Origin of the sequence: Novosphingobium sp. (assembly GCF_036803765.1) — a bacterium.
Taxonomy (GTDB): domain Bacteria; phylum Pseudomonadota; class Alphaproteobacteria; order Sphingomonadales; family Sphingomonadaceae; genus Novosphingobium.
Map to the genome: position 1 here is coordinate 147,067 of NZ_DAIRTS010000003.1, position 20,926 is coordinate 167,992.

15 protein-coding genes are annotated in these 20,926 nt (G+C 65.7%); 11 read left to right on the forward strand and 4 right to left on the reverse strand.

The features are described 5' to 3' along the window. Together V7Q48_RS03020 and V7Q48_RS03025 are read right to left on the reverse strand one after the other, a co-directional pair. Positions 1-2,217: a PQQ-dependent dehydrogenase, methanol/ethanol family gene (locus V7Q48_RS03020; protein WP_333836182.1), complete on the reverse strand. Its 2,217-nt coding sequence runs from the start codon at positions 2,215-2,217 to the stop codon at positions 1-3. Positions 2,218-2,324: 107 nt separating this feature from the next. Next, the gene (locus tag V7Q48_RS03025; protein ID WP_333836183.1) at positions 2,325-4,748 is read right to left on the reverse strand and encodes a TonB-dependent receptor; all 2,424 of its coding nucleotides are present in this window, start codon (positions 4,746-4,748) and stop codon (positions 2,325-2,327) included. A 530-nt stretch (positions 4,749-5,278) separates the two neighbouring features. On the opposite strand from V7Q48_RS03025, the gene V7Q48_RS03030 reads away from it, so the two are divergent. From V7Q48_RS03030 to V7Q48_RS03055, 6 genes are read left to right on the forward strand one after another with little or no spacing between them, the layout of a single operon-like run. Next, positions 5,279-7,786: a GcvT family protein gene (locus tag V7Q48_RS03030; RefSeq protein ID WP_333836184.1), complete on the forward strand. Its 2,508-nt coding sequence runs from the start codon at positions 5,279-5,281 to the stop codon at positions 7,784-7,786. A gap of 5 nt (positions 7,787-7,791) precedes the next feature. Next, the gene (locus tag V7Q48_RS03035) at positions 7,792-9,027 is read left to right on the forward strand and encodes an aromatic ring-hydroxylating oxygenase subunit alpha (RefSeq protein ID WP_333836186.1); all 1,236 of its coding nucleotides are present in this window, start codon (positions 7,792-7,794) and stop codon (positions 9,025-9,027) included. Between the two features lies 1 nt (position 9,028). Next, on the forward strand, positions 9,029-10,282 hold the full coding sequence (locus tag V7Q48_RS03040; protein ID WP_333836188.1) for a sarcosine oxidase subunit beta family protein: 1,254 nt from the start codon (positions 9,029-9,031) through the stop codon (positions 10,280-10,282). Positions 10,283-10,301: 19 nt separating this feature from the next. Further along, a complete protein-coding gene (locus V7Q48_RS03045; protein ID WP_333836189.1) occupies positions 10,302-10,574 on the forward strand; it encodes a sarcosine oxidase subunit delta in 273 nt (90 codons plus the stop codon). After that, positions 10,571-13,453: a 2Fe-2S iron-sulfur cluster-binding protein gene (locus V7Q48_RS03050; protein ID WP_333836190.1), complete on the forward strand. Its 2,883-nt coding sequence runs from the start codon at positions 10,571-10,573 to the stop codon at positions 13,451-13,453. The genes V7Q48_RS03045 and V7Q48_RS03050 overlap by 4 nt, the downstream gene beginning before the upstream one ends. Further along, positions 13,446-13,991, forward strand: a complete 546-nt coding sequence (locus V7Q48_RS03055; RefSeq protein WP_333836191.1) for a sarcosine oxidase subunit gamma — start codon at positions 13,446-13,448, stop codon at positions 13,989-13,991. Before V7Q48_RS03050 ends, V7Q48_RS03055 begins: the two co-directional genes overlap by 8 nt. 84 nt (positions 13,992-14,075) lie before the next feature. Here V7Q48_RS03055 and V7Q48_RS03060 read toward each other — a convergent pair whose 3' ends face one another. Further along, positions 14,076-15,059 carry a PAS domain-containing protein gene (locus V7Q48_RS03060; RefSeq protein WP_333836192.1) on the reverse strand — a complete coding sequence of 328 codons (984 nt, stop codon included), beginning with the start codon at positions 15,057-15,059 and terminating at the stop codon, positions 14,076-14,078. An 87-nt stretch (positions 15,060-15,146) separates the two neighbouring features. Continuing rightward, positions 15,147-16,109, reverse strand: a complete 963-nt coding sequence (locus V7Q48_RS03065) for a LysR family transcriptional regulator (protein ID WP_333836193.1) — start codon at positions 16,107-16,109, stop codon at positions 15,147-15,149. Positions 16,110-16,278: 169 nt separating this feature from the next. Between V7Q48_RS03065 and purU the strand changes: the two genes are divergently transcribed. The 5 genes from purU to V7Q48_RS03090 are packed head-to-tail and all read left to right on the forward strand — an operon-like array spanning position 16,279 to position 20,699. Then, on the forward strand, positions 16,279-17,133 hold the full coding sequence (purU, locus tag V7Q48_RS03070; protein ID WP_333836286.1) for a formyltetrahydrofolate deformylase: 855 nt from the start codon (positions 16,279-16,281) through the stop codon (positions 17,131-17,133). Continuing rightward, positions 17,130-17,624 carry a prolyl-tRNA synthetase associated domain-containing protein gene (locus V7Q48_RS03075; protein ID WP_333836195.1) on the forward strand — a complete coding sequence of 165 codons (495 nt, stop codon included), beginning with the start codon at positions 17,130-17,132 and terminating at the stop codon, positions 17,622-17,624. The genes purU and V7Q48_RS03075 overlap by 4 nt, the downstream gene beginning before the upstream one ends. After that, positions 17,621-18,997, forward strand: a complete 1,377-nt coding sequence (locus V7Q48_RS03080) for an L-serine ammonia-lyase (RefSeq protein ID WP_333836196.1) — start codon at positions 17,621-17,623, stop codon at positions 18,995-18,997. Before V7Q48_RS03075 ends, V7Q48_RS03080 begins: the two co-directional genes overlap by 4 nt. A 23-nt stretch (positions 18,998-19,020) precedes the next feature. Next, positions 19,021-19,767, forward strand: coding sequence for an electron transfer flavoprotein subunit beta/FixA family protein (locus V7Q48_RS03085; protein ID WP_333836197.1), 747 nt, complete (start codon positions 19,021-19,023; stop codon positions 19,765-19,767). After that, positions 19,767-20,699, forward strand: coding sequence for an electron transfer flavoprotein subunit alpha/FixB family protein (locus tag V7Q48_RS03090; RefSeq protein ID WP_333836199.1), 933 nt, complete (start codon positions 19,767-19,769; stop codon positions 20,697-20,699). The genes V7Q48_RS03085 and V7Q48_RS03090 overlap by 1 nt, the downstream gene beginning before the upstream one ends. Positions 20,700-20,926 lie beyond the last annotated feature (227 nt).

Genomic DNA, 20,926 nt, shown 5'->3' on the forward strand with positions numbered 1-20,926 from the left:
TTACTTGCTCGCTTTCTTGTTCTGGTTCAGCGTCTTCTGCTGCGCCGCATAGCCCTGTCGCTGCTGGTCGATCAGGTAGGCATGAATGGCGTTCACGTCGGACGGCGTGACGATATCATCAAATCGGCCCATGCCCATCGGCGCCAGCGCGCCTTTCAACACGATATCGTTGAAGGCAGAGTGGATCTCGGGCGGCAGGCGGCTGAGGTCGGGGGTGACGCTCGGCGTGCCGAGCACGTGGCAGCGCGAGCAGTTTTCGGTGAACAGGTTTTCGCCGCGCGCGATGAGCGCCGGCGTGGCCTTGCTCAGCGGCGGCTTGAGATAGGGGATCGGCTCGCGCTTGTCGGGCATCGGCACCGCGCCGCCGCCCAGCTTGAACACGAGGATGCGGTTGGTGTTGCGATAGGCATAGGCCGCGCTCGACGGCGGGATCGGGAAGCTGATGCCAGACCCGCCATAGCCGACCTGCACCGCCACGTACTGCACGCCGCCGATTTTGTAGGTCATCGGCGCGGCCATGATGTGGCTGCCGGTCTGGATGGTCTTGAGGGACTGGCCGGTGCGCGCGTCGTAGACCCAGAGCGAGCCATCGCCGCGCCCCTGGAACACGAGGCCGGCCGCCGTGCTCAATACGCCGCCGTCATAGCCCCGCTGCCCCTCCGACGTGACGCGCTCCCACACCACCTTCTTGGCGACGGGGTCCCAAGCCCGCAGCACTTCGCGCACCAGCTTCACGCCGGGGCGTTCCTGCTGCAGCTGGTCCTTGGCCGGCAAGGGGCCGAACAGCCGCTTGAGTGCGGCCGGTTCGTAAAGATCGTCGGGGAAGATGCCGTCCGAGGAGAAGAAGCCTTCGAGGTGATTGATCGACCCGCCGTTGGCCTTCATGTTGACCATGACGTTGCCCGCGTCGATCGCGGGGATATAGACCAGCCCGGTCTGCGGGCTGAACGACATCGGGTTCCAGGTGTGCCCGCCCGCCCACGAAGGATAGACGTTCTTGGGCGTCTTGGCATAGTCCGCCTGCTGCGTCACCATCGGCCGCCCGCTGGCAAGATCGACGCCCTTGGCCCAGTTCACGTACGTGAACGCATCGGCGGCGAGCAGCTTTCCGCTCTTGAGGTCGAGGGTGTAGAAGAACCCGTTCTTGCACGCCTGCATGACCACGCGGCGCTTCTGCCCGCCGATGGTGAGATTTGCGAAGACGAACTTCTGGACCGCGTCGTAATCCCATTCATCGCCGGGCGTGGTCTGGTAATACCAGTTCATCCGCCCGTTCTGCGCGCTGACGGCGACGATCGAGGCGTTGAACAGGTCGTCGTGTCGCTTCCCCGTCACCGCCGAGCGCATGTAGGGCGAGGCGTTGCCGGTGCCGAACACGATCTGGTCGGTCTCGGGGTCGTAGGACAGGCCATCCCACACCGTGCCGCCGTTCTGGATGCGCCCGTCGCGATCCGGCGCCCACGACTTGGCCGCCAGTTCCATCTCGGGATGCTCGAACGGCCGGCCGGGCGCGGGCGGGACGGTAAAGAACCGCCACTTGAACGCACCGGTCTTGATGTCCCAGGCGGAGATATAGCCGCGCAGGCCGCCATCGCCGATGTCAGCGCCCGAATTGCCGATCAGCACCGCGTCCTTGGTCAGGATCACGCCGCCGGTCGAGCTGTAGGGCTGCTTGTGGTCGATGATCGTGTCGGCGGTCCAGCGCGCCTCGCCGGTCTTGGCGTCGATCGCGTGCAGCTTGCCGTCGACCGAGGCGACGAAGACCACGCCGTCGCGATAGGCGATACCGCGGTTGACCGCATCGCAGCAGGGGTTGCGACCGGCCTGACCGTCGACCTGCGGGTCGTATTGCCAGATCAGTTTGCCCGTGGCGGCGTCGAGCGCATAGACATTGCCCCATACGCCCGAGGTGTACATCACCCCGTCGATCACCAGCGGGCTCGCCTCCTGCCCGCGCTCGGTGCCCATTTCGTAGGACCAGGCATAGCCGAGCTGGGCGACATTGCCGGGGTTGATGTCGCTAAGCGTCGAATACCAGGTTCCGGCGAAGTCGCCTCCGGTAAAGCGCCATTCGTCACCCGCAGCCGGCGCGACGAGAAGGTTGTCCGGCGTGTCGGCGACCGCCCGGGTACATCCGTTGAGCGCGAGGGCGCCGGCGACAAGCGAAGCGCTGCCGAGCAGGGCGAGGGCGGCGGAACGCAGGAAGACGGGTGTCATGGGGCGGGGCAACTCCAATCGGTCATGGCCAACGGCGGCAGGTCTTGGGGGCAGAGGAGCGGGAAAGGCGGCGGGCCCGCGATCGAGGTGAGCCCGCCGCCATCGGCTTATTGACCAAAGTTGATGCGGGCGGTGATGCCCCAGGTGCGCGGCTTGCCGTACACGCTTAGCGCATCACCCCAGTAAAGCGATCCGTCGAAGGCGTAGGAGCGATAGACTCGGTTGAAGAGGTTGTTGACGAAGACCGCCAGCTCCAGCTTGTTGCCCGCCGGGATCACCCCGATGCGTGCATTCTCGACGTGGTAGGCATCCTCGCGCTCGTCCGGCGCGCATAGCACCGAGAAGCAGAACTTGCCGGTGTAGAGGGCATCGGCCTGCAACGAGACGCGGCCGCCACCCATGCCGAATTCATAACGTACCAGCGCGTTGCCCGAGAAGCCCGGCGCCTGCGGCAGGTTGTGCTCGACCAGTGTGGCTCCGTCGGGCAGCAGCACGTTCTTGACCTTGCTGTCCTGCAGCGCGCCCGAGCCCTGGATCGTCAGGCCATCGATCGGATGCGCGGTCAGCTCGGCCTCGATCCCCTTGATCGTGGCAGGCAGATTGCGCACCAGCTGCGTATAGCCGACCTGAACATAGGCCTGGTAGTTCTTGTAATCATAGTAAAACGCCGCGAGGTTGAACTGGACGTTCGGACCGATCTTGGTTTTCAGGCCCACTTCGTAATCGTTGAGTGTCTCGGGCCGGTAGGGAATGTTGTTCAGCGTGTCGGTCAGCGCCTGGCCCGGGAACGGGGTGCCGGTCGAGAAGGTGAACCCGCCCGACTTGGAGCCACGGTTGTAGCTGGCATAGAGGAGCGTGTCGGGCGTCGGCTTGAAATCCAGTTCTGCCCGCGCGGTCACGCCGTCGAAGGTCGGGGTCGCGGCCGAAGGCTTGACCGTCACGTTCGCCGGGTCGGCCGCGCCGGTGGGATCGAAGAAGTTGATCCCGCTCGGCCCCCAGTTGAGGCTCAGGCCCGAGATGGATTCCGTGCCGGTGTACCAGGCGAGCTTGCTGTCACGCCAATAGCGTGCGCCCACGATCAGCTTCCAGTGGTCGTCGAACTTGAATTCGTCCTGCGCAAAGACCGCGAACGAGCGCGTGCGCTGGTAGAAGCGGACGAGCGGATCGTACTGGTCGAAGGGGGTGGCGTACTTGGCCGTGTAATTGCCGGTCAGCAGCATGCCGAAGGCGCCGAAGGTCAGGTAGTTCTGCCCCAGCGTCGCGGCGGCGCGCAGTTCCTGCGTGATCTGCTGCGTTCGCGCGCGCTGGTAAAATATTGTGCCCGAGGCGTAGCAGGTGATCGACGGCGCGGTCGCGCACGGCCCCGTGGTGAACGGCGGCAAAGCCGCGCCTTCGACATAGGGCAGGCCGGGGACGCCATCGTCGCTCTCGATGTAGAACTTCGCCAGGTTCTGGTAATCGGTGATCGAGGTCACGTCGAACGCGCCGAGCTTGGCCTCGAGCCGCAGCGTGGCCGCAAACTGCTTGCGGTTCACGAAGTTGTCGCCCGCGCTATAGGTCTGCCACGGATTGCCGCCCTGCGTGGCGGTGATCGCGGGGTTGGCATAGCCATTGGCGACCGAGCCCGGAACGCCGCCGTTGTAGGAAACGCCGCCGTAGTTGTTCCAGTAGTCGCAGACCTGGTTGGCGCCGAGAAATTCGCCCTGGAACTGCGCGTTGGGGCAGGCCGGGGTCAGTGTGTAGGCGCCGGCCTGGCGTTCGCCATCCGCGCCGGCATAGCGCACCGTCAGGCGCGCGCGCAGGTCGCTGGTCGGGTCCCACTGCAGGATGCCGCGCACCGCCCAGTGGTTGTTGCCGCCCATATCCTTGCCGCCGGGCAGCAGGTTCTTGATATATCCCGAATCCCGGTCGTAGATCCCGGCGACGCGTGCGGCCAGCGTGTCGCTGAGGCCGCCGGTCAGCGCGCCTTCGATGACCGACTGGTTGAAGCTGCCGGTCGTGCCGGACAGGTATCCGCCGAAGTCGTGGCTGGGCTGGTTGGAAATGAACTGGACCGCGCCGCCCGTGGCGTTGCGGCCGAACAGTGTTCCTTGCGGGCCGCGCAGCGCTTCGGTGCGGGCAAGATCGAAAATCGGGAAGCCGGCCGTCGTGATCGAACTGGCGTAGCTGTCATCCTGATAGACCGCGACCGGCGGCTCCTGCTGATCGCCGTAGTCGTTCTGCGAGACGCCGCGGATGTTGAACACCACCTGGCTCGAGCCATAGGCGTTGTACTTGAGGTTGGGGATCGCGCGGACGATGTCGGTCGCGTTATTGATGTTGAGTGCGCGCAGGTCCTTCGCCGAAATGACCGAGACGGCGATGCCCACGTCGTTGAGCTTCTGCTCGCGGCGCTGCGCCGTCACGACGATGTCGGTGCTGCCGCCGCCCGTGTCTGCCGCGGCGGTCGTCTGCGGCGTCTCCTGCGCATGCGCCGGCAGGGCGAACAGCAACGCCGTTCCCGCAAGCGCCGCGCATCGTAGGCGCGTCATGGCCAAACGGACGGGTTTCTTGTCGTTTTGATCGAGACCAAAGCCTTCCTGAACCAGGTTATGCATGACAGCTCCCTCAAGCTGGCCCCTCGTGGCGGGGGCGATCACCCTAGTCCGGGGATGGTGCATCAACACCGCACTTGCGGCAAGCGGCGAACAGCAAGGTTCCCGTCAAGAGCGGATCAGTACATCAAGCAAGAAGGTCTTGGGTCAAGCTAATGAAATTACGAATATATTTCGCTAGGTCTACTGGTTCGACATAATTACGCTTGCTTGGTGGCAGCATTAACTTGGCTAATCCGGGGAAGGGCCAAATCCGGGAGCGCGGCAGATCGGTTGCAAACGGCCGTCAGCGAGGGTGGTGCGGCGCGAGCACCTCTTTGATTGTCATTTCGCCAAGGCCGCGCCTCTGCCCTCTTTTCTAATCCCTCACATTAGTTTTGGAAATGGCTGCGGTGCTCCATTGCCGCGGTTCGCGACTGTGGCATAGCTGGGGCAACAGCAGCGACACGAAAGTCGGAAGGCGAGACATGAAGACATCTGCACGCGTGGTGGTCATCGGCGGGGGCGTGGTGGGTGTCAGCACGCTCTACCATCTGGCCAAGATGGGCTGGAGCGACGTCGTCCTGATCGAGCGCAAGGAATTGACCTCTGGTTCGACCTGGCATGCCGCCGGCCTCCTCCCGCTGTTCAACCTGTCGTATTCGGTCGGCAAGCTGCACCAGTATTCGGTCGATCTCTATCCGAGCCTCGAGGCCGAGACCGACCTCAACGTCGGCTTTTCGCGCGTGTCGAACATCCGCCTCGCCAACAGTGCGGACCGTATGGACGAGTACCGCTACTACGCCGGCGTCGCCAATACGATCGGGGTCGAGGTCAATTTCCTGACGCCCGAACAGGTCGAGGAAATCTGGCCGCTGGCGCAGATGGACGGCGTGCTTGGCGCAATCCAGCATCCCGCGGACGGCTATATCCAGCCCGCCGACCTGACACAGGCCCTTGCCAAGGGTGCCCGCCAGCGCGGCGCGACGATCTACCGCAACACGACCGTCACCGGCATCGTGCAGAAGCCGAACGGCGAATGGGTCGTCTCGACTGACCAGGGTGACATCACGTGCGAGCACGTCGTCTCGGCCTCGGGCAGCTTTGCCCGCCAGACCGGCGCGATGGTCGGTCTCGACGTTCCGGTGATCCCGGTCGAGCATCAGTACATCGTCACCGAACAGCACCCCGCGATCATGGAGCGCCGCGCCAAGGGGCTGCCTGAAATGGGCGTGCTGCGCGAGAGCGACTCCAGCTGGTACATGCGCGAGGAAGCCGGCGGTCTGCTGCTGGGCCCTTACGAGATCGGTGCCCCGGCATGCTACGTGAAGGGGCCGGCGGCAAACAGCGAGTACGAGCTGTTCCCCGATGCGCTCGAGCGGCTCGAGCCCTATATCCTCTCGGCGATCGAGCGCGTGCCCGCGTTCGGCGAAGTCGGCCTCAAGAAGGTCTACAACGGCGCGATCGCTTACACGCCCGATGGCTCGCCGATCGTCGGCCCGGCGCCGGGACGCCGTAACTTCTGGCTCAACGAAGGCCACAGCTTCGGCATCACCGCCGCCGGCGGCGCGGGTTGGCAGCTCGCCAACTGGATCGTCGAGGGTGAGCCCAGCATCGACATGATGGGCGTCGATCCCCGCCGCTTCGGCGACTATGCCGGTGAAGGTTACCTGATCGAGAAGAACGAGGAAGCCTATGCCAAGGTCTTCACCGTCCACTATCCCGACGAAGAGCGCGAAGCCGCGCGCCCGCTGCGCCAGACCCCGTGCTACGACCGGATGAAGGCGCTCGGCGCGGTATTCGGCTCGGTCTTCGGATGGGAGCGCCCCAACTGGTTCGCGCCCGAAGGCTACGAACTGACCGAGGACGACCTCGAGAAGCCCGAGACGCTGCTCAACCACAATCATCCCGACGTGCCGGGTGCACCGATCCGCGAAAAGTGGTCGTTCCGCCGCTCCAACTACTTCGAGCATGTTGGCAACGAATGCCGTCATGTCACGGAAAAGGTTGGCATCCAGGACATGAGTGCCTTTGCCAAGTGCCTCATCTCCGGCCCCGGCGCGGAAGATTGGCTGAACCGCCTGCTCAGCAATGCGGTGCCCAAGAAGACCGGCCGCGTCACGCTGTCGTACCTGCTCACCCCCTCGGGCGGGGTTCGCGCGGAGTTCACCGTCTACAAGCGCGGCCCAGCAAGCTACTACCTGGTCTCGGCCGGGGCGCTTGAGGCGCATGACCACGACTACCTGCGCAAGGCGCTGCCCGACGACAACTCGGTGCGGTTCGAGCGCCTGACCACCGCGATGGGCGTGCTCGTCCTGGCGGGGCCGAAGGCGCGCGACGTTCTGCAGAAGGTGACGCACACCGACCTGTCGAACGCTGCGTTCCCGTGGTTGACCGGCAAGCGGATCTCGATCGGCGCCGCGCCCTGCGATGCCCTGCGCGTCAACTTCATCGGCGAGCTGGGCTACGAGTTCCACCACCCGATTGAGATGCAGAACTACATCTTCGACAAGCTGATGGCCGCGGGCGCCGAATTCGACATCAAGCCCTTCGGTATCCGCGCCATGACCTCGATGGCGCTCGAAAAGAGCTACAAGCTGATCCCGCGCGAATTGTCGGTCGAATACAACGCGCTGGAATCGGGCCTTGAACGCTTCATATCCATGAAGAAGCCGGAATTTGTCGGCCGTGACGGCGTGCTGGCGAAGCAGGAAACCGGCCTTTCGCATACCCTCGTCACTCTCGAAGTCCTCGACGTCAGCGATGCCGACGCCCGAGGCTCCGAGGCGATCTATCGTGAGGGACAACTGGTTGGCCGCGCGACATCGGGCGGCTATGGTTGGCGCGTCGGCAAGTCGCTGGCGCTGGCGATGATCGCACCTGACCACGCAGCCGTGGGCACCGAGCTGGAGATTTCGATCCTCGGCAAGAAGCACAAGGCGGTGGTGATCCCGGATTCGCCCTTCGACCCCGAAAACCTTGCATTGCGGAGCTAGTCCTCATGCACAATTTCGATGCGATTGCCGATCTGCTTAACCAGGATCGCCCCGGCTACACCCTGCCGCAGGCCCTCTACACCAGCGAGGAGGCCTTCCGGTTCGACACCGAGGTCATGCTCAAGTCGGTGTGGCTCTATGCCTGCACCGTGGCGCACGTGAAGAACCCCGGCGACTTCTACGTGTTCGAGATGGCCAACAATTCAGTTTTCATCGTGCGCGGCCGGGACGGAGATATCCGCGCGTTCTACAACACCTGCACGCACCGCGGCGCGCGCATCTGCCAGACGCAGACCGGCTCGATGCCGCGCATCATGTGCCCCTATCACTTCTGGACTTTCGGCCTCGACGGCAAGCTGATCGCCGCACGCGGGATGCCCGAGGGCTTCGAAAAGAGCGCGCACAACCTGCGCGAGGTGGCGCTAGAGAACTGCGGCGGCCTGCTGTTCATCTGCCTGTCCGACAATCCCCCTCCGATCGAGCCGGCCAAGACCGACATCGCGGCCGGGATAGGGCTGTACAACATGGACAAGCTCAAGGTCGTCGCGGTCGAGGACCTGCATGATACGGCGAACTGGAAGCTGGTCATGGAGAACAACCGCGAGTGCTATCACTGCGAGGCCAACCACCCGGAACTGCTCAATTCGCTGAGCGGCTCGGGCTTCGGCCGAGGCAACCCCGAAGACGGTGACGCCGACGGCGAAGACGACATCGCCGCGCAGGTCGAGCACTGGAAGTCGCTCGGCGTGTGGCAGGACCTGGTCGAGTTTCCCGATGGCGGGTGGCATCGCGTGGGCCGGCTTGGCCTTGCGCATGGCGCGCTGTCGCAGACCATCGACGGCAAGCCGGCGTCCAAGAAGATGATCTGGCCGCTCGACCATGCCGAGCCGACCAGTGTTTCGGTGTGGACCCAGCCCAATTCGTGGCACCATTTCTGCTGCGACCATGTCGTGACGTTCAGCGTCATGCCGCAGGGGCCGAACAAGTCGATCCTGCGCACTTCGTGGCTGGTCCACGAGGATGCGGTCGAGGGCGAGGACTATACGGTCGAGAACCTGACGCACGTGTGGAAGGCGACCAACCGGCAGGACCGGCACCTGGCCGAGATGAACCACGCCGGCATCGAGACCGATGGCTATCGCCCCGGGCAATATGCGCTCGAGGAAAACCTCGTCGATGCCTTCAAGACCTTCTACGTCGAACGCGGCAAGGCTGCGCTCGAAGCTGCAGGACAGCCATAAGATGAAACGCTTTTCCGCGTTCAGCCTGTTTTCCGAAGCGCTCAACGGCCACCAGTCGTGGCCAGAGCACTGGCCCGACAAGGCGCCCAAGGCCGAGTACGATGTCATCATCGTCGGCGCTGGCGGACACGGGCTGGGCGCGGCTTACTACTTGGCCAGCAAATACGGGATCCGCAATGTGGCGGTGATCGAGAAGGGCTGGCTGGGTGGCGGCAATACCGGCCGCAACACCACGATCATCCGCTCCAACTATCTCTACGACGAGAGCGCCCATCTCTACGACCACGCAGTCAAGCTGTGGGACGGGCTGAGCCAGGAGCTCAACTACAACGTCATGTATTCCAAGCGCGGCGTGCTGATGCTCGCGCACAACGTCCATGACATCCAGAGCTTCAAGCGGCACATCCACGCCAACCGTCTGAACGGCGTGGACAACGAATGGCTGACGCCCGAGGAATGCAAGGCCTATTGCCCGCCGCTCGATATCGCGCCCAACGCGCGCCATCCGGTTCTGGGCGGCGCGCTGCAGCGGCGTGGCGGCACGGCGCGGCACGATAGCGTTGCCTGGGGCTATGCCCGCAAGGCCGTTTCGCTGGGCGTCGACATCATCCAGAACTGCGCCGTCACCGGTATCCGGCGCGGCCCGGACGGGGCGGTGCAGGGGGTGGAGACCGAGCGAGGTTTCATCGGCGCGAAGAAGATCGGCGTCTCTGCTGCGGGCAATACCTCGGTGGTCATGAACATGGCGGGCTTGCAGTTCCCGCTGGAAAGCTATCCGCTGCAGGCGCTGGTGTCGGAGCCGGTCAAGCCGATCTTCCCCTGCGTGGTCATGTCGAACACCGTGCACGCCTATATCAGCCAGTCCGACAAGGGCGAGCTGGTGATCGGCGCCGGCACCGACCAGTACACCTCGTATTCGCAGCGCGGCGCGTTCCACATCATCGAGCATACGCTGGCGGCGATCTGCGAGATCTTCCCGATCTTCACGCGGATGAAGATGCTGCGCACCTGGGGTGGCATCGTCGACGTGACGCCCGATCGCTCGCCGATCCTCGGCAAGACGCCGGTGCAAGGGCTCTACGTCAACTGCGGGTGGGGCACGGGCGGCTTCAAGGCGACGCCGGGCGCGGCCGATCTTCTGGCCCACACCATCGCGCACGACGCACCGCACGCGATCAACGCGCCGTTCAACCTTGACCGTTTCCGCAACGGTCGCCTGATCGACGAGGCGGCTGCGGCCGCCGTCGCCCACTGAGCGAGGGCTGGACCGACCCATGCTGCTGATACGCTGTCCCTATTGCGAGCAGGACTTGCCCGAGGTGGAATTCGTCTATGGCGGCGAGGCGCATATCGCCCGCCCGCTCGATCCCGCCGCCCTGTCGGACGAAGACTGGGAGCATTACCTCTACATCCGCCGCAACCCGCGTGGCCGACATCATGAGCGCTGGCGCCATGTGCATGGCTGCGGCCGCTTCTTCAACGCGGTGCGCGATACCGTAACCGACCGCTTCGAACAGACCTACAAGGCCGGGGAGGCTCGCCGATGAGCGGATACCGTCTGCCCGCCGGCGGCCGCGTCGATCGCGCCCGCCCGCTATCGTTCCGTTTCGACGGGCGTTCGTACCAGGGCTTTGCCGGCGACAACCTTGCGACGGCGCTAGTCGCAAGCGGCGTGACGCTGTTCGGGCGCTCGTTCAAGTATCACCGCCCGCGCGGCCTGCTCGCCGTCGGCGTGGAAGAACCCAATGCGCTGGTCACGGTCGACCGGGGCAACACGGGCGAGGGCTGGGGCCGTCGCACGCCCAACCTGCGCGCGCCTTCGGTCGCGCTGTACGATGGGCTGGCGGCGGAGAGCCAGAACCGCTTTCCCTCGCTCAAGTTCGACCTCGTCGCGGTCAACGACCGGCTCGGGGCGTTTTTCCCGGCGGGCTTCTACAACAAGACCTTCATGTGGCCGCGATCGGCCTGGGAGAAGCTCTACGAGCCGGTGATCCGTCGCCTGGCCGGCCTGGGTGCCAGCCCGACCGAGCGCGATCCCGACCATTACGATGCGACTTATGCCCATTGCGAGACGCTGGTCGTCGGTGCGGGCCTTGCCGGCATCGATGCGGCGCTGGCAGCAGCACAGGGCGGCGGCCGGGTCATCCTGATCGACGAGCAGGACGAGCCGGGTGGCGGCGCGCTGTCCGATACCGCGCTGTGGGGCGAGGTGGCGGACAAGGTCATGGCGCTGCGGCGCCTGCCCAACGTCCGCCTGCTGACCCGCACGACTGCGTTCGGCTATTACCATCAGAACTTCCTCTGCGCGGTCGAGCAGTTGACAGACCACGTCGCCCCGGCCGAGGCCAAGGGCGCGCGCGAGCGGCTGTGGCGCATTCGGGCCGGCGAGGTCGTCCTGGCGCAGGGCGCGATCGAGCGGCCGCTGGTGTTCGACGGCAACGACGTGCCCGGCGTGATGCTGGCAAGCGCGGGCCGCACGCTGGCGGTGCGCTATGGCGTGGCGGTCGGCCGTGCCGTGGCGGTCATGGCGGTGCACGACAGCGGCTGGCGTGATGCGCTGGCCATGAAGCAGGCGGGCGTCAACGTCGTCGCCGTGATCGACCTGCGCACCGACGTTTCCGCCGACCTGCTCAATGCCGTGCGCAGTGCCGGCATCGCCGTGCATCTCGGCCACGCCGTGACGGGTGTTTCAGGGCGACATGGCGTGACCGGCGTGACGTTTGCCGCCGGTGGCACGGGACAGGCCCAGAGCCTGTCGGTCGACGCGCTGCTCATGGCAGGCGGATGGACGCCGACCGTGCATTTGTTGAGCCACGCCAAGGGCAGCTTGCGCTGGGACGCAGGCTGGGGCGCCTATCTGCCCGATACCCCGATCGAGGCCTGCCGCGTGGTGGGCGCGGGCGCCGGAGCCTGGGACCTGGGCGCCGGGCTGGCGATCGGCACGCTGCCTTCGTCGAAGCCGATCTACAAGACCAAGGCCTTCGTCGATTATCAGAACGACGTGAAGGCGCGCGACATCGACCTTGCCGTGCGCGAGGGCATGCGCTCGATCGAACACATCAAGCGCTATACCACCAACGGCATGGCCACCGACCAGGGCAAGACCAGCAACCTCAACGGGTTGCAGATCGCCTCGGACAGTCTGGCGCGGCCGGTCGCCGACATCGGGCTGACCACGTTCCGCCCACCCTATACGCCGCAGACGTTCGGCGCGCTGATGGGCCACCACAAGGACGCGCTGTTCCAGCCGATCCGCAAGACGGTGATCGACGACTGGGCGACCGCGCAAGGGGCGGTGTTCGAGAACGTGGCGCAATGGCGCCGCGCGCGCTATTTCCCGCAAGGCGGGGAAAGCATGGATGCCGCCGTGGCGCGCGAATGCCTCGCCGTGCGCGAGCGGGTCGGCATGTTCGACGCCTCGACGCTGGGCAAGATCGAGGTGGTCGGGCCGGACGCCGCCGAGTTCCTCAATCGCATGTATACCAACCCGTGGAAGGCGCTCGAGCCGGGACGCTGCCGCTATGGCCTGCTGCTGCGCGAGGACGGGTTCATCACCGATGACGGTGTATCGGCGCGGCTTGCAGCGGACCGGTTCCACCTGACGACCACGACCGGCGGCGCGGCGCGCGTGCTGGCGATGATGGAGGACTATCTCCAGACCGAATGGAGCGACCTCGACGTCTGGCTGACCTCGACCACCGAGCAGTGGTCGGTCATCGCGGTGCAAGGGCCCAGGGCGCGCGACGTCATCGCGCCGCTGGTCGAAGGCATCGACCTGTCGCGCGAGGCCTTCCCGCACATGGCGATCCGCGAGGGCCGCATCTGCGGAGTGCCCACGCGCCTCTTCCGCGTCAGCTTCACCGGCGAGCTGGGCTATGAAATCAACGTACCCGCCGACCAGGGCCGCATGGTGTGGGAGGCGATCCACGCCGCCGGCCAGGCGCACGGGATCGTGCCCTACGGCACCGAGACCATGCACGTCCTGCGTGCCGAAAAGGGTTATATCATCGTCGGCCAGGATACCGACGGCACGCTGACGCCCGATGACGCGGGGCTGGGCTGGGCGGTCGGCAAGAAAAAGCCCGACTTCGTCGGCAAGCGTTCGCTGGCGCGGCCCGACATGCAGTTGCCAGGACGCAAGCAGCTGGTCGGCCTCCTGACCGAAGACCCGGCCGACGTGCTGGAGGAGGGCGCGCAGATCGTCGCCGACCCTGCACAGGCGGTGCCGATGACCATGCTGGGCCACGTGACCTCGTCGTACCACAGCGCCAACCTTGGCCGCTCGATCGCCATGGCGGTCGTGGCCGGTGGCCGCGCACGCGACGGCGAGATCATCTACGTCCCCATGCCCGACCGCACCATCCGGGCGCGGGTGATGACCAACACCGTGTTCTACGATCCGCAGGGGAGCCGCCTCGATGGCTGACGCAACGATGTCTCACGCGATCGTGATCCCGCCCCTGGCCGTGGCCGGCACGGACCTGGTGGTCGAGCATGCCGCGACGAGCCGGAACGGTGCGACGCTGACGCTCGAGCCTGCCGCGAGCCGGTGGTCGCTGCGTGGGCGCTCGGCCGAGGCCTTGTCGGCGGTGATCGGACGACCCGTGCCGTCGCGAATCGGCGAAAGCGTCGACGGCATCGCCTGCCTCGGCCCTGATGAGTGGCTGGCGGATCTGCCCGCTGGCACCGCGCTTCCCGACGGGGCCGGTCAAGCGGTCAGCGTCGTCGACATCTCCGCACGCGGCGTGGTGATCCGGATCGAAGGTCCCGCAACATTAACCACTTTGGCGTCAGGATGTCCGCTGGATCTTGACGGTATGGCCATCGGACAGGTAAAGCGTACCGTGTTCGAAACGGTGGAGGTCATTCTCTGGCGTGAACGGACCGATATGATCCGAGTTTTCGTCTGGCGCAGTTTTGCGCCATGGCTCTGGAACGCGCTTAAGTCGGCAGAACTTGCCTGACTTGCGCTGCCGGCGCCCTTCGGGGGGAGGGCGCCGGCACCTTTTGCAATATATCAATGATTATGGCTTTGCGCTTCGGGGCCCTCAGGCCAAAGTGAAGCGCAATGTCGCATCCAGGCCGTTTTCAAGCCAGTCGATGGTTATGGCGCCATCACGCGCGCGCATGATCCGCTGAATCAGGTCGAGACCCTGGCCTCCGGTGCGGTGCGTGTTGTGAACGGCTGCGGTGCTGCGCTCACGCCAATGCACCACCAATTCCTGTTGCACCATCCGGCCGATCAGTCCAATCGACCCGCCATGCCGCAACGCCCCGTGCTTCGAGGCGTTGACCGCCATTTCGCCCACCACCAGCGCGATCGTATCCGCCACCGGACGGGGTACCGTCACGTCGTCCACGGCGTCGAGGTGGACGGGGCATTGCGCGCTGTCGAACGGCACCACGAGCGCCGAGATCAGTTCCGCCAGACAGCAGGGCGCATCCTGACTGGTGAACAGGGCCTGGGCGCGGCCGATCGCGGTAAGCCGCGCTGCCATATCGTCGGCAAAGCCCCGCGCCGCAGGGTCGCTTCGCCCGAACGTGCGCAGCAGGCTGGCGATCATCGCGTAAGTATTCTTGAGGCGATGGTGCAATTCCCGGGTCGCGACTTCCAGCACCTCGCGGGTCAACTGGTTTTCAGTCACGTCGCGCGACACCCCGAGATAGCCGACCGATTCGCCCGACTCGTCGCGCAGCGCCGATATCGTCACATCCCACCAGCGATGCTCGCCGCGTGCAGTCGGACAGGCCGCACGGAAGCGTGCCACGCCGCCGCGCCGCGCCGTCTCCAGGCCGTCCACGATGTGATTGCGGGATTCGGGTGGCCACATCGTGCTCCACTCGGCCCCCAGCATGACGCGGGCATCATCGATCTGCATCGCGCACAAGCCATTGGTATTGACGTAGGAAATCGTACCGTCCAGCTTGACGATCTTGACGCAGTCAACGCTCTGGTCGAGCGCGAACGCCAGCGAATGTTGCGATATACCGGTTTGCGGAATCACCTCCGCAAGCGGTTCCAGCTTCTCCATTGCACCACCCCTGCGCATTGGATGAGATCGTTTTCAGCACCGAGAACCGGCGTGCCCGCCGGATGTTCCTCATGACGCCCCGTATATCTATGATGCCGCCCCGTCGACAAGGGTTTGTGCCCAAGGAAGCACCCCGAACAGAGGTGGAAGCACGCTGTCGAGCAGCGTTTCCCGGGCCAGCAGCGAGGTCTGCTCGGGCAGGTCGCCCAGCTCGCCGCTGCGCGCCACGACCTGGATGCGACGCGCGAACCGGCCGCGCGGCAGGGGCTCGACCCGCAGCTGCGGCATGAGCTGGGGGAGGGCGGCCAGGCGCAGCAGCGAGGTGATGCTCCAACCGATGCCGAGGCCGACCGTGGTCAGTTGCTGGTGGATGATCTCCACCTCGATCACGTTGGGCACGCGCAGCTTCATCCGGGTCAGCTGGCTTTCGATGCGCTGGCCCATGCCGGTGTCGAGCGAATAGCGCACGAAGGGCAGGCGCTCCATTACGTCGGTCGGCTCGATACTGCCAGCATAGTCGGCGGGGAAGATCATGACGAAGGGGTCGTCGATCACGTCGTGATGCTCGATTCCGGCGTGCTTTTCGAGGGTGTTGCTGCCGGTCACCAGCATGTCGCAGCGGCGGGCGAGGAATTCCTGCTGCTGCTTGAGCGAGATGCCCGACCGCACGCGCCAGGCGCCGACGCGCATGCCATGGCGGCGCAGCAGCGGCGCGGTCAGCAGGTTGGCGAGGCTTTCCGACATGCCCACGGTCAACTGGTCGATCGGTTGCTCGGCGCCTTCGCGAACCTCGTCGTAAGCGGTACGCGCCGAGGCCAGCAGCTTGCGCGCCCGCTCGTGCAGCGCGCGGCCCGCCGGTGTCAGCCCCAATGGCCGCAGCGAACGGTCGAACAAGGGGGCGCCGATCCCCTGCTCAAGACGGGTGATCGTCTGCGAGACGGCCGACTGGGTGATCCGCAATTGCTGGGCACAGGCCGTCATGCCGCCGAGTTCCACGGTCAGCACGAACACCTCGAGGCCATGCAGGTCGAATTCGGCGGGCAGGCGCATCGGCAGTTCCCCTGTGGACGCACCGCGATCGCGCCCTGTCCGTGCCGTTGTGGCATCATGATCGCTGAAGTACCAGATTATATGCGCTTATGCCAAAACTGCACGTTCCCGTTTGCCCGGCGCATGCTTAAACACGCTCTCCAAGCCTTGAGGGGAGTTTTGCGTGGCCCTGTTGAAACCCGATTTCGTGCTGCTGGTCTCCTGCGTCGATCGCAAGGGGATCGTCGCGGCGATCGCCACCTCGATTGCCTCGCAGGATTGCAATATCGTCGAGAGCGCACAGTTCGACGACGCCGTTACCGGGCGGTTCTTCATGCGTGTCGCGTTCACCGCGCCCGAAGGCATGACCGTCGAGCGCTTCGATGCTGCGTTCCTCTCGGTCGGCAGCGCCTATGGCATCGAGTGGCAGGTGTTCGACCTGTCGGTGAAGGTGCGGGCGCTGGTCATGGTGTCGAAGGGCGGGCATTGCCTTAATGACCTGCTCTACCGCACGGCCACGCGGTACCTGCCCATGCACGTGACCAGCATCGTGTCGAACCACACCACGTGGCAGCGGCGTGCCGAGCACGAGGGGATCGCCTTCCATCACCTGCCCGTGACGCCCGAGAACAAGGCGGAGCAGGAGGCGCGTTTGCTCGAACTGATCCGCGAGCAGAAGGTCGATCTCGTCATTCTCGCCCGGTACATGCAGGTTCTGTCGGATGCGGTCTGCCAGGAATTGCAGGGCCGGGTCATCAACATCCACCACAGCTCTCTGCCTGCCTTCAAGGGCGCCATGCCGTATCACCGCGCCTACGAGCGCGGCGTGAAGATGGTCGGTGCGACCGCACACTACGTGACCGCCGATCTCGACGAGGGCCCGATCATCGCGCAGGACGTGTCGATGGTCGACCATGCCGACACCGTCGAGGATCTGATCGCGCAAGGGCAGGAGACCGAAAGTCGCGTCCTGACGCGGGCCGTCAAGGCGCATTGCGAGCACCGCGTCATGCTCAACGGCCATCGCACGGTTGTCTTCAAATGAGCGAGGCACAGCTTCTCGCCGATCTTGCCACGCTCGGCATCGATTTCGTCGCACTCGAACACGAAGCCGTGTTCACGGTGGAGGAAAGCGAGGCAATCCACGCCGCGCTGCCCGGCGCGCATACCAAGAACCTGTTTCTCAAGAACGGCGACGGGACGTTCTGGCTGGTCACCGTCGACCACGCCCGCCGGGTCGATCTCAAGGCGCTGGCCCCCGCGGTCGGCGCCAAGAAGTTCAGCTTCGGCAAAGCCGAGGACATGGAGCGTCTGCTCGGCGTGACCCCGGGGGCCGTGACGCCGCTTGCCGCGATCAATGACCGGGATGGGCAAGTCCGCGTGGTGATCGATGCGGCGCTGGTTGACGCGGACCGCGTGCACGTCCATCCCTTGCGCAACACGGCAACGATCGGCCTGTCCGGCGACAATTTGTTACGCGCTCTGGCGCACTGGAATCATCCTCCGATCATCGCCGGGATCCCGGAGAGAGCATGACCGTCAGCACATTCGACCTGTTCAAGATCGGCATCGGCCCGTCGAGTTCGCATACTGTCGGACCGATGGTCGCGGCGCGTCGGTTCGGGGAAATCCTCGAGACGAGCGGGCGACTGGGCGCGACGGCACGCGTCTCGGTCGATCTCTACGGGTCGCTGGCGCTGACCGGCAAAGGCCATGCGACCGACGTCGCGATTATCCTTGGCCTCGCGGGCCAGGTGCCGGCGACGGTCGATCCCGACGCCGTGGCCGGTATCGTTGCGAGCGTGACCGAGGCGCGCCGCGTCGCGCTGCTCGGACATCACGACGTGGCTTTCGATCCTGCGGAGGACATGCGCTTCCTCCAGCGCGAGCGGCAGCCCTATCACAGTAATGCCATGGCCCTTTCGGCGTGGGACCCCGAGGGCGAGTTGCTGATGCGACGACTCTATTACTCGGTCGGTGGCGGCTTCGTGCTCGACGAGGACGAAGTGATCCGCAATGCGCCGGCCGAAGATGCGCCGGTTCTTCCCTATCCGTTCACCTCGGGCAACGAACTCGTCGCGATCGGAGAACAGACCGGGCTGACGATCGCGCAGATTATGCTGGCCAACGAACTGGCCTGGCGTTCGCCGTCAGAGGTCGATGCCGGGCTGGACCTGCTCGCCGATACCATGGCCGCCTGCATCGACCGCGGCTGCATCGAGGACGGCATTCTGCCCGGCGGTCTCAAGGTCCGGCGGCGTGCGGCAAAGCTGGCCAAGGAACTGCAGCATCGCCAGCAGATGTCGCTGTCGGAGCCGCTCGCTGTGCTCGACTGGATCAACCTGTGGGCCATGGCGGTCAACGAGGAGAACGCCGCGGGCGGGCGCGTGGTCACCGCGCCCACCAATGGCGCGGCCGGGATCATTCCCGCGGTGCTGCGCTATTACGAGCGCTGCTATCGCGGCGACAAGGCGGGGCGGCGCACCTTCCTGCTGACGGCCGCGGCGATCGGCGCGCTCTACAAGCGCAATGCCTCGATCTCGGGCGCCGAGGTCGGTTGCCAGGGCGAGGTGGGCGTCGCCTGTTCGATGGCGGCGGCGGGGCTGACCGCGGCGCTCGGCGGCAACAATGCCCAGATCGAGAACGCGGCCGAGATCGGCATGGAGCATAACCTGGGCCTGACCTGCGATCCCGTCGGCGGGCTGGTTCAGATCCCCTGCATCGAGCGCAATGCCATGGGGGCGGTCAAGGCGATCGACGCATCGCGGCTTGCCATGCTGGGCGATGGACAGCACATGGTCAGCCTCGACAAGGTGATCGAGACGATGCGCCAGACAGGCGCCGACATGCGTGACAAATACAAGGAAACCTCGCAGGGCGGCCTCGCCGTCAATGTGGTGGAATGCTGAGCGAGTTCGAGGAGACAGACACGATGAAAGCCCTGGTCTGCGTGAAGCGCGTGATCGACTACAACGTGAAGCCGCGTGTGAAGGCGGACGGCACGGGTGTCGAGCTGGCGAACGTGAAGATGAGCATGAACCCGTTCGACGAGATCGCGGTCGAGGAAGCGATCCGCCTGAAGGAAAAGGGCGTGGTTACCGAAGTCGTGGCGGTGTCGGTCGGGCCGGCGAAGGCGGCGGACACGCTGCGCACGGCGCTGGCGATGGGTGCGGACCGCGCGATCCTGGTGCAGAGCGACGATGAGGTCGAGCCGCTGGGCGTCGCCAAGATCGTCAAGGCGATCGCGGGCGAGGAGCAGCCGGGCCTGATCATCACCGGCAAGCAGGCGATCGACGACGACAGCAACCAGGTCGGCCAGATGGTCGCCGCGCTGCTCGGCCGGCCGCAAGGCACCTTCGCCAACGAAGTGTCGGTCGAGGGTGACCAGCTCGTGGTCAAGCGCGAGATCGACGGCGGCCTGGAGACGGTCAAGCTGGCGCTGCCCGCGGTGGTGACCACCGACCTGCGTTTGAACGAGCCGCGCTATGCCTCGCTGCCCAACATCATGAAGGCCAAGTCGAAGCCGCTGGCGACCAGGACCCCGGCCGACCTCGGCGTCGACGTGGCGCCGCGCCTCAAGACGCTGAAGGTGGCCGAGCCGCCGGTGCGCGCCGCCGGCGTGAAGGTCGCCGATGTCGATGGCCTGGTGGCCAAGCTCAAGGAACTGGGAGTCGCGTGATGGGTAAGGTTCTTCTCTGGGTCGAGCACGACGGCGCCGCGATCAAGGACGCCACGCTGCATGCCGTGACCGCCGCCGCGCAGATCGGTGACGTGACCGCGCTGGTCGCCGGTTCGGGCGTCGATGCCGTGGCCGCTGCCGCGGCGCAGGTCGCCGGCGTGTCGGCGGTGCTCAAGGCCGACGATGCGGCCTACGCCCATGCGCTGGCCGAGAACGTCGCGCCGCTCGTCGCCGGGCTGATGGACGGCTTCGACGCCTTTGTCGCGCCCGCCACGACCACCGGCAAGAACGTCGCGCCGCGCGTGGCCGCATTGCTCGACGTGATGCAGGTGTCCGACATCCTCTCGGTCGAGGGCCCCAAGACCTTCACGCGCCCGATCTATGCCGGCAATGCCATCGCCACGGTCGAGAGCGGCGATGCCAAGCTGGTCGTCACCGTACGCGGCACGGCCTTCGCCAAGGCCGAGGCCAGCGGCGGCAGCGCGGCGGTCGAGGCGGTGAGCGGTGCGGGCGATGCCGGGCTGTCGAGCTTCGTCGGCTCGGAAATCGCCAAGAGCGAGCGCCCCGAACTGACCAGCGCCAAGATCATCGTCTCGGGCGGCCGCGCGCTCAAGGATGCCGAGACCTTCGCCGCGACGATCACCCCGCTGGCCGACAAGCTCGGCGCCGCGATCGGTGCGAGCCGTGCGGCGGTGGACGCGGGCTACGTGCCCAACGATTACCAGGTCGGGCAGACCGGCAAGATCGTGGCACCCGAAGTCTATGTCGCGGTCGGCATCTCGGGCGCGATCCAGCACCTGGCCGGGATGAAGGACAGCAAGACCATCATCGCCATCAACAAGGACGAGGACGCGCCGATCTTCCAGGTCGCGGACGTGGGCCTGGTGGCGGACCTGTTCACCGCCGCACCCGAACTGGCCGGCAAGCTGTAACGCGGACGCTCCTCCCCATCATTGATGGGGAGGTGGCAGGCCGCAAGGCCTGACGGAGGGGTGGGGCGTTGCGCCATTGCCCCTCCACCACCGGCTACGCCGGCGGTCCCCCTCCCCACGGTGTGGGGAGGATCTTTGGGGTCCTCCCTGCCGCTCAGCGGCGGGGAGGTGGCAGGCCGTAAGGCCTGACGGAGGGGTGGGGGCCCCTCTGCATTGCATGAGGACCC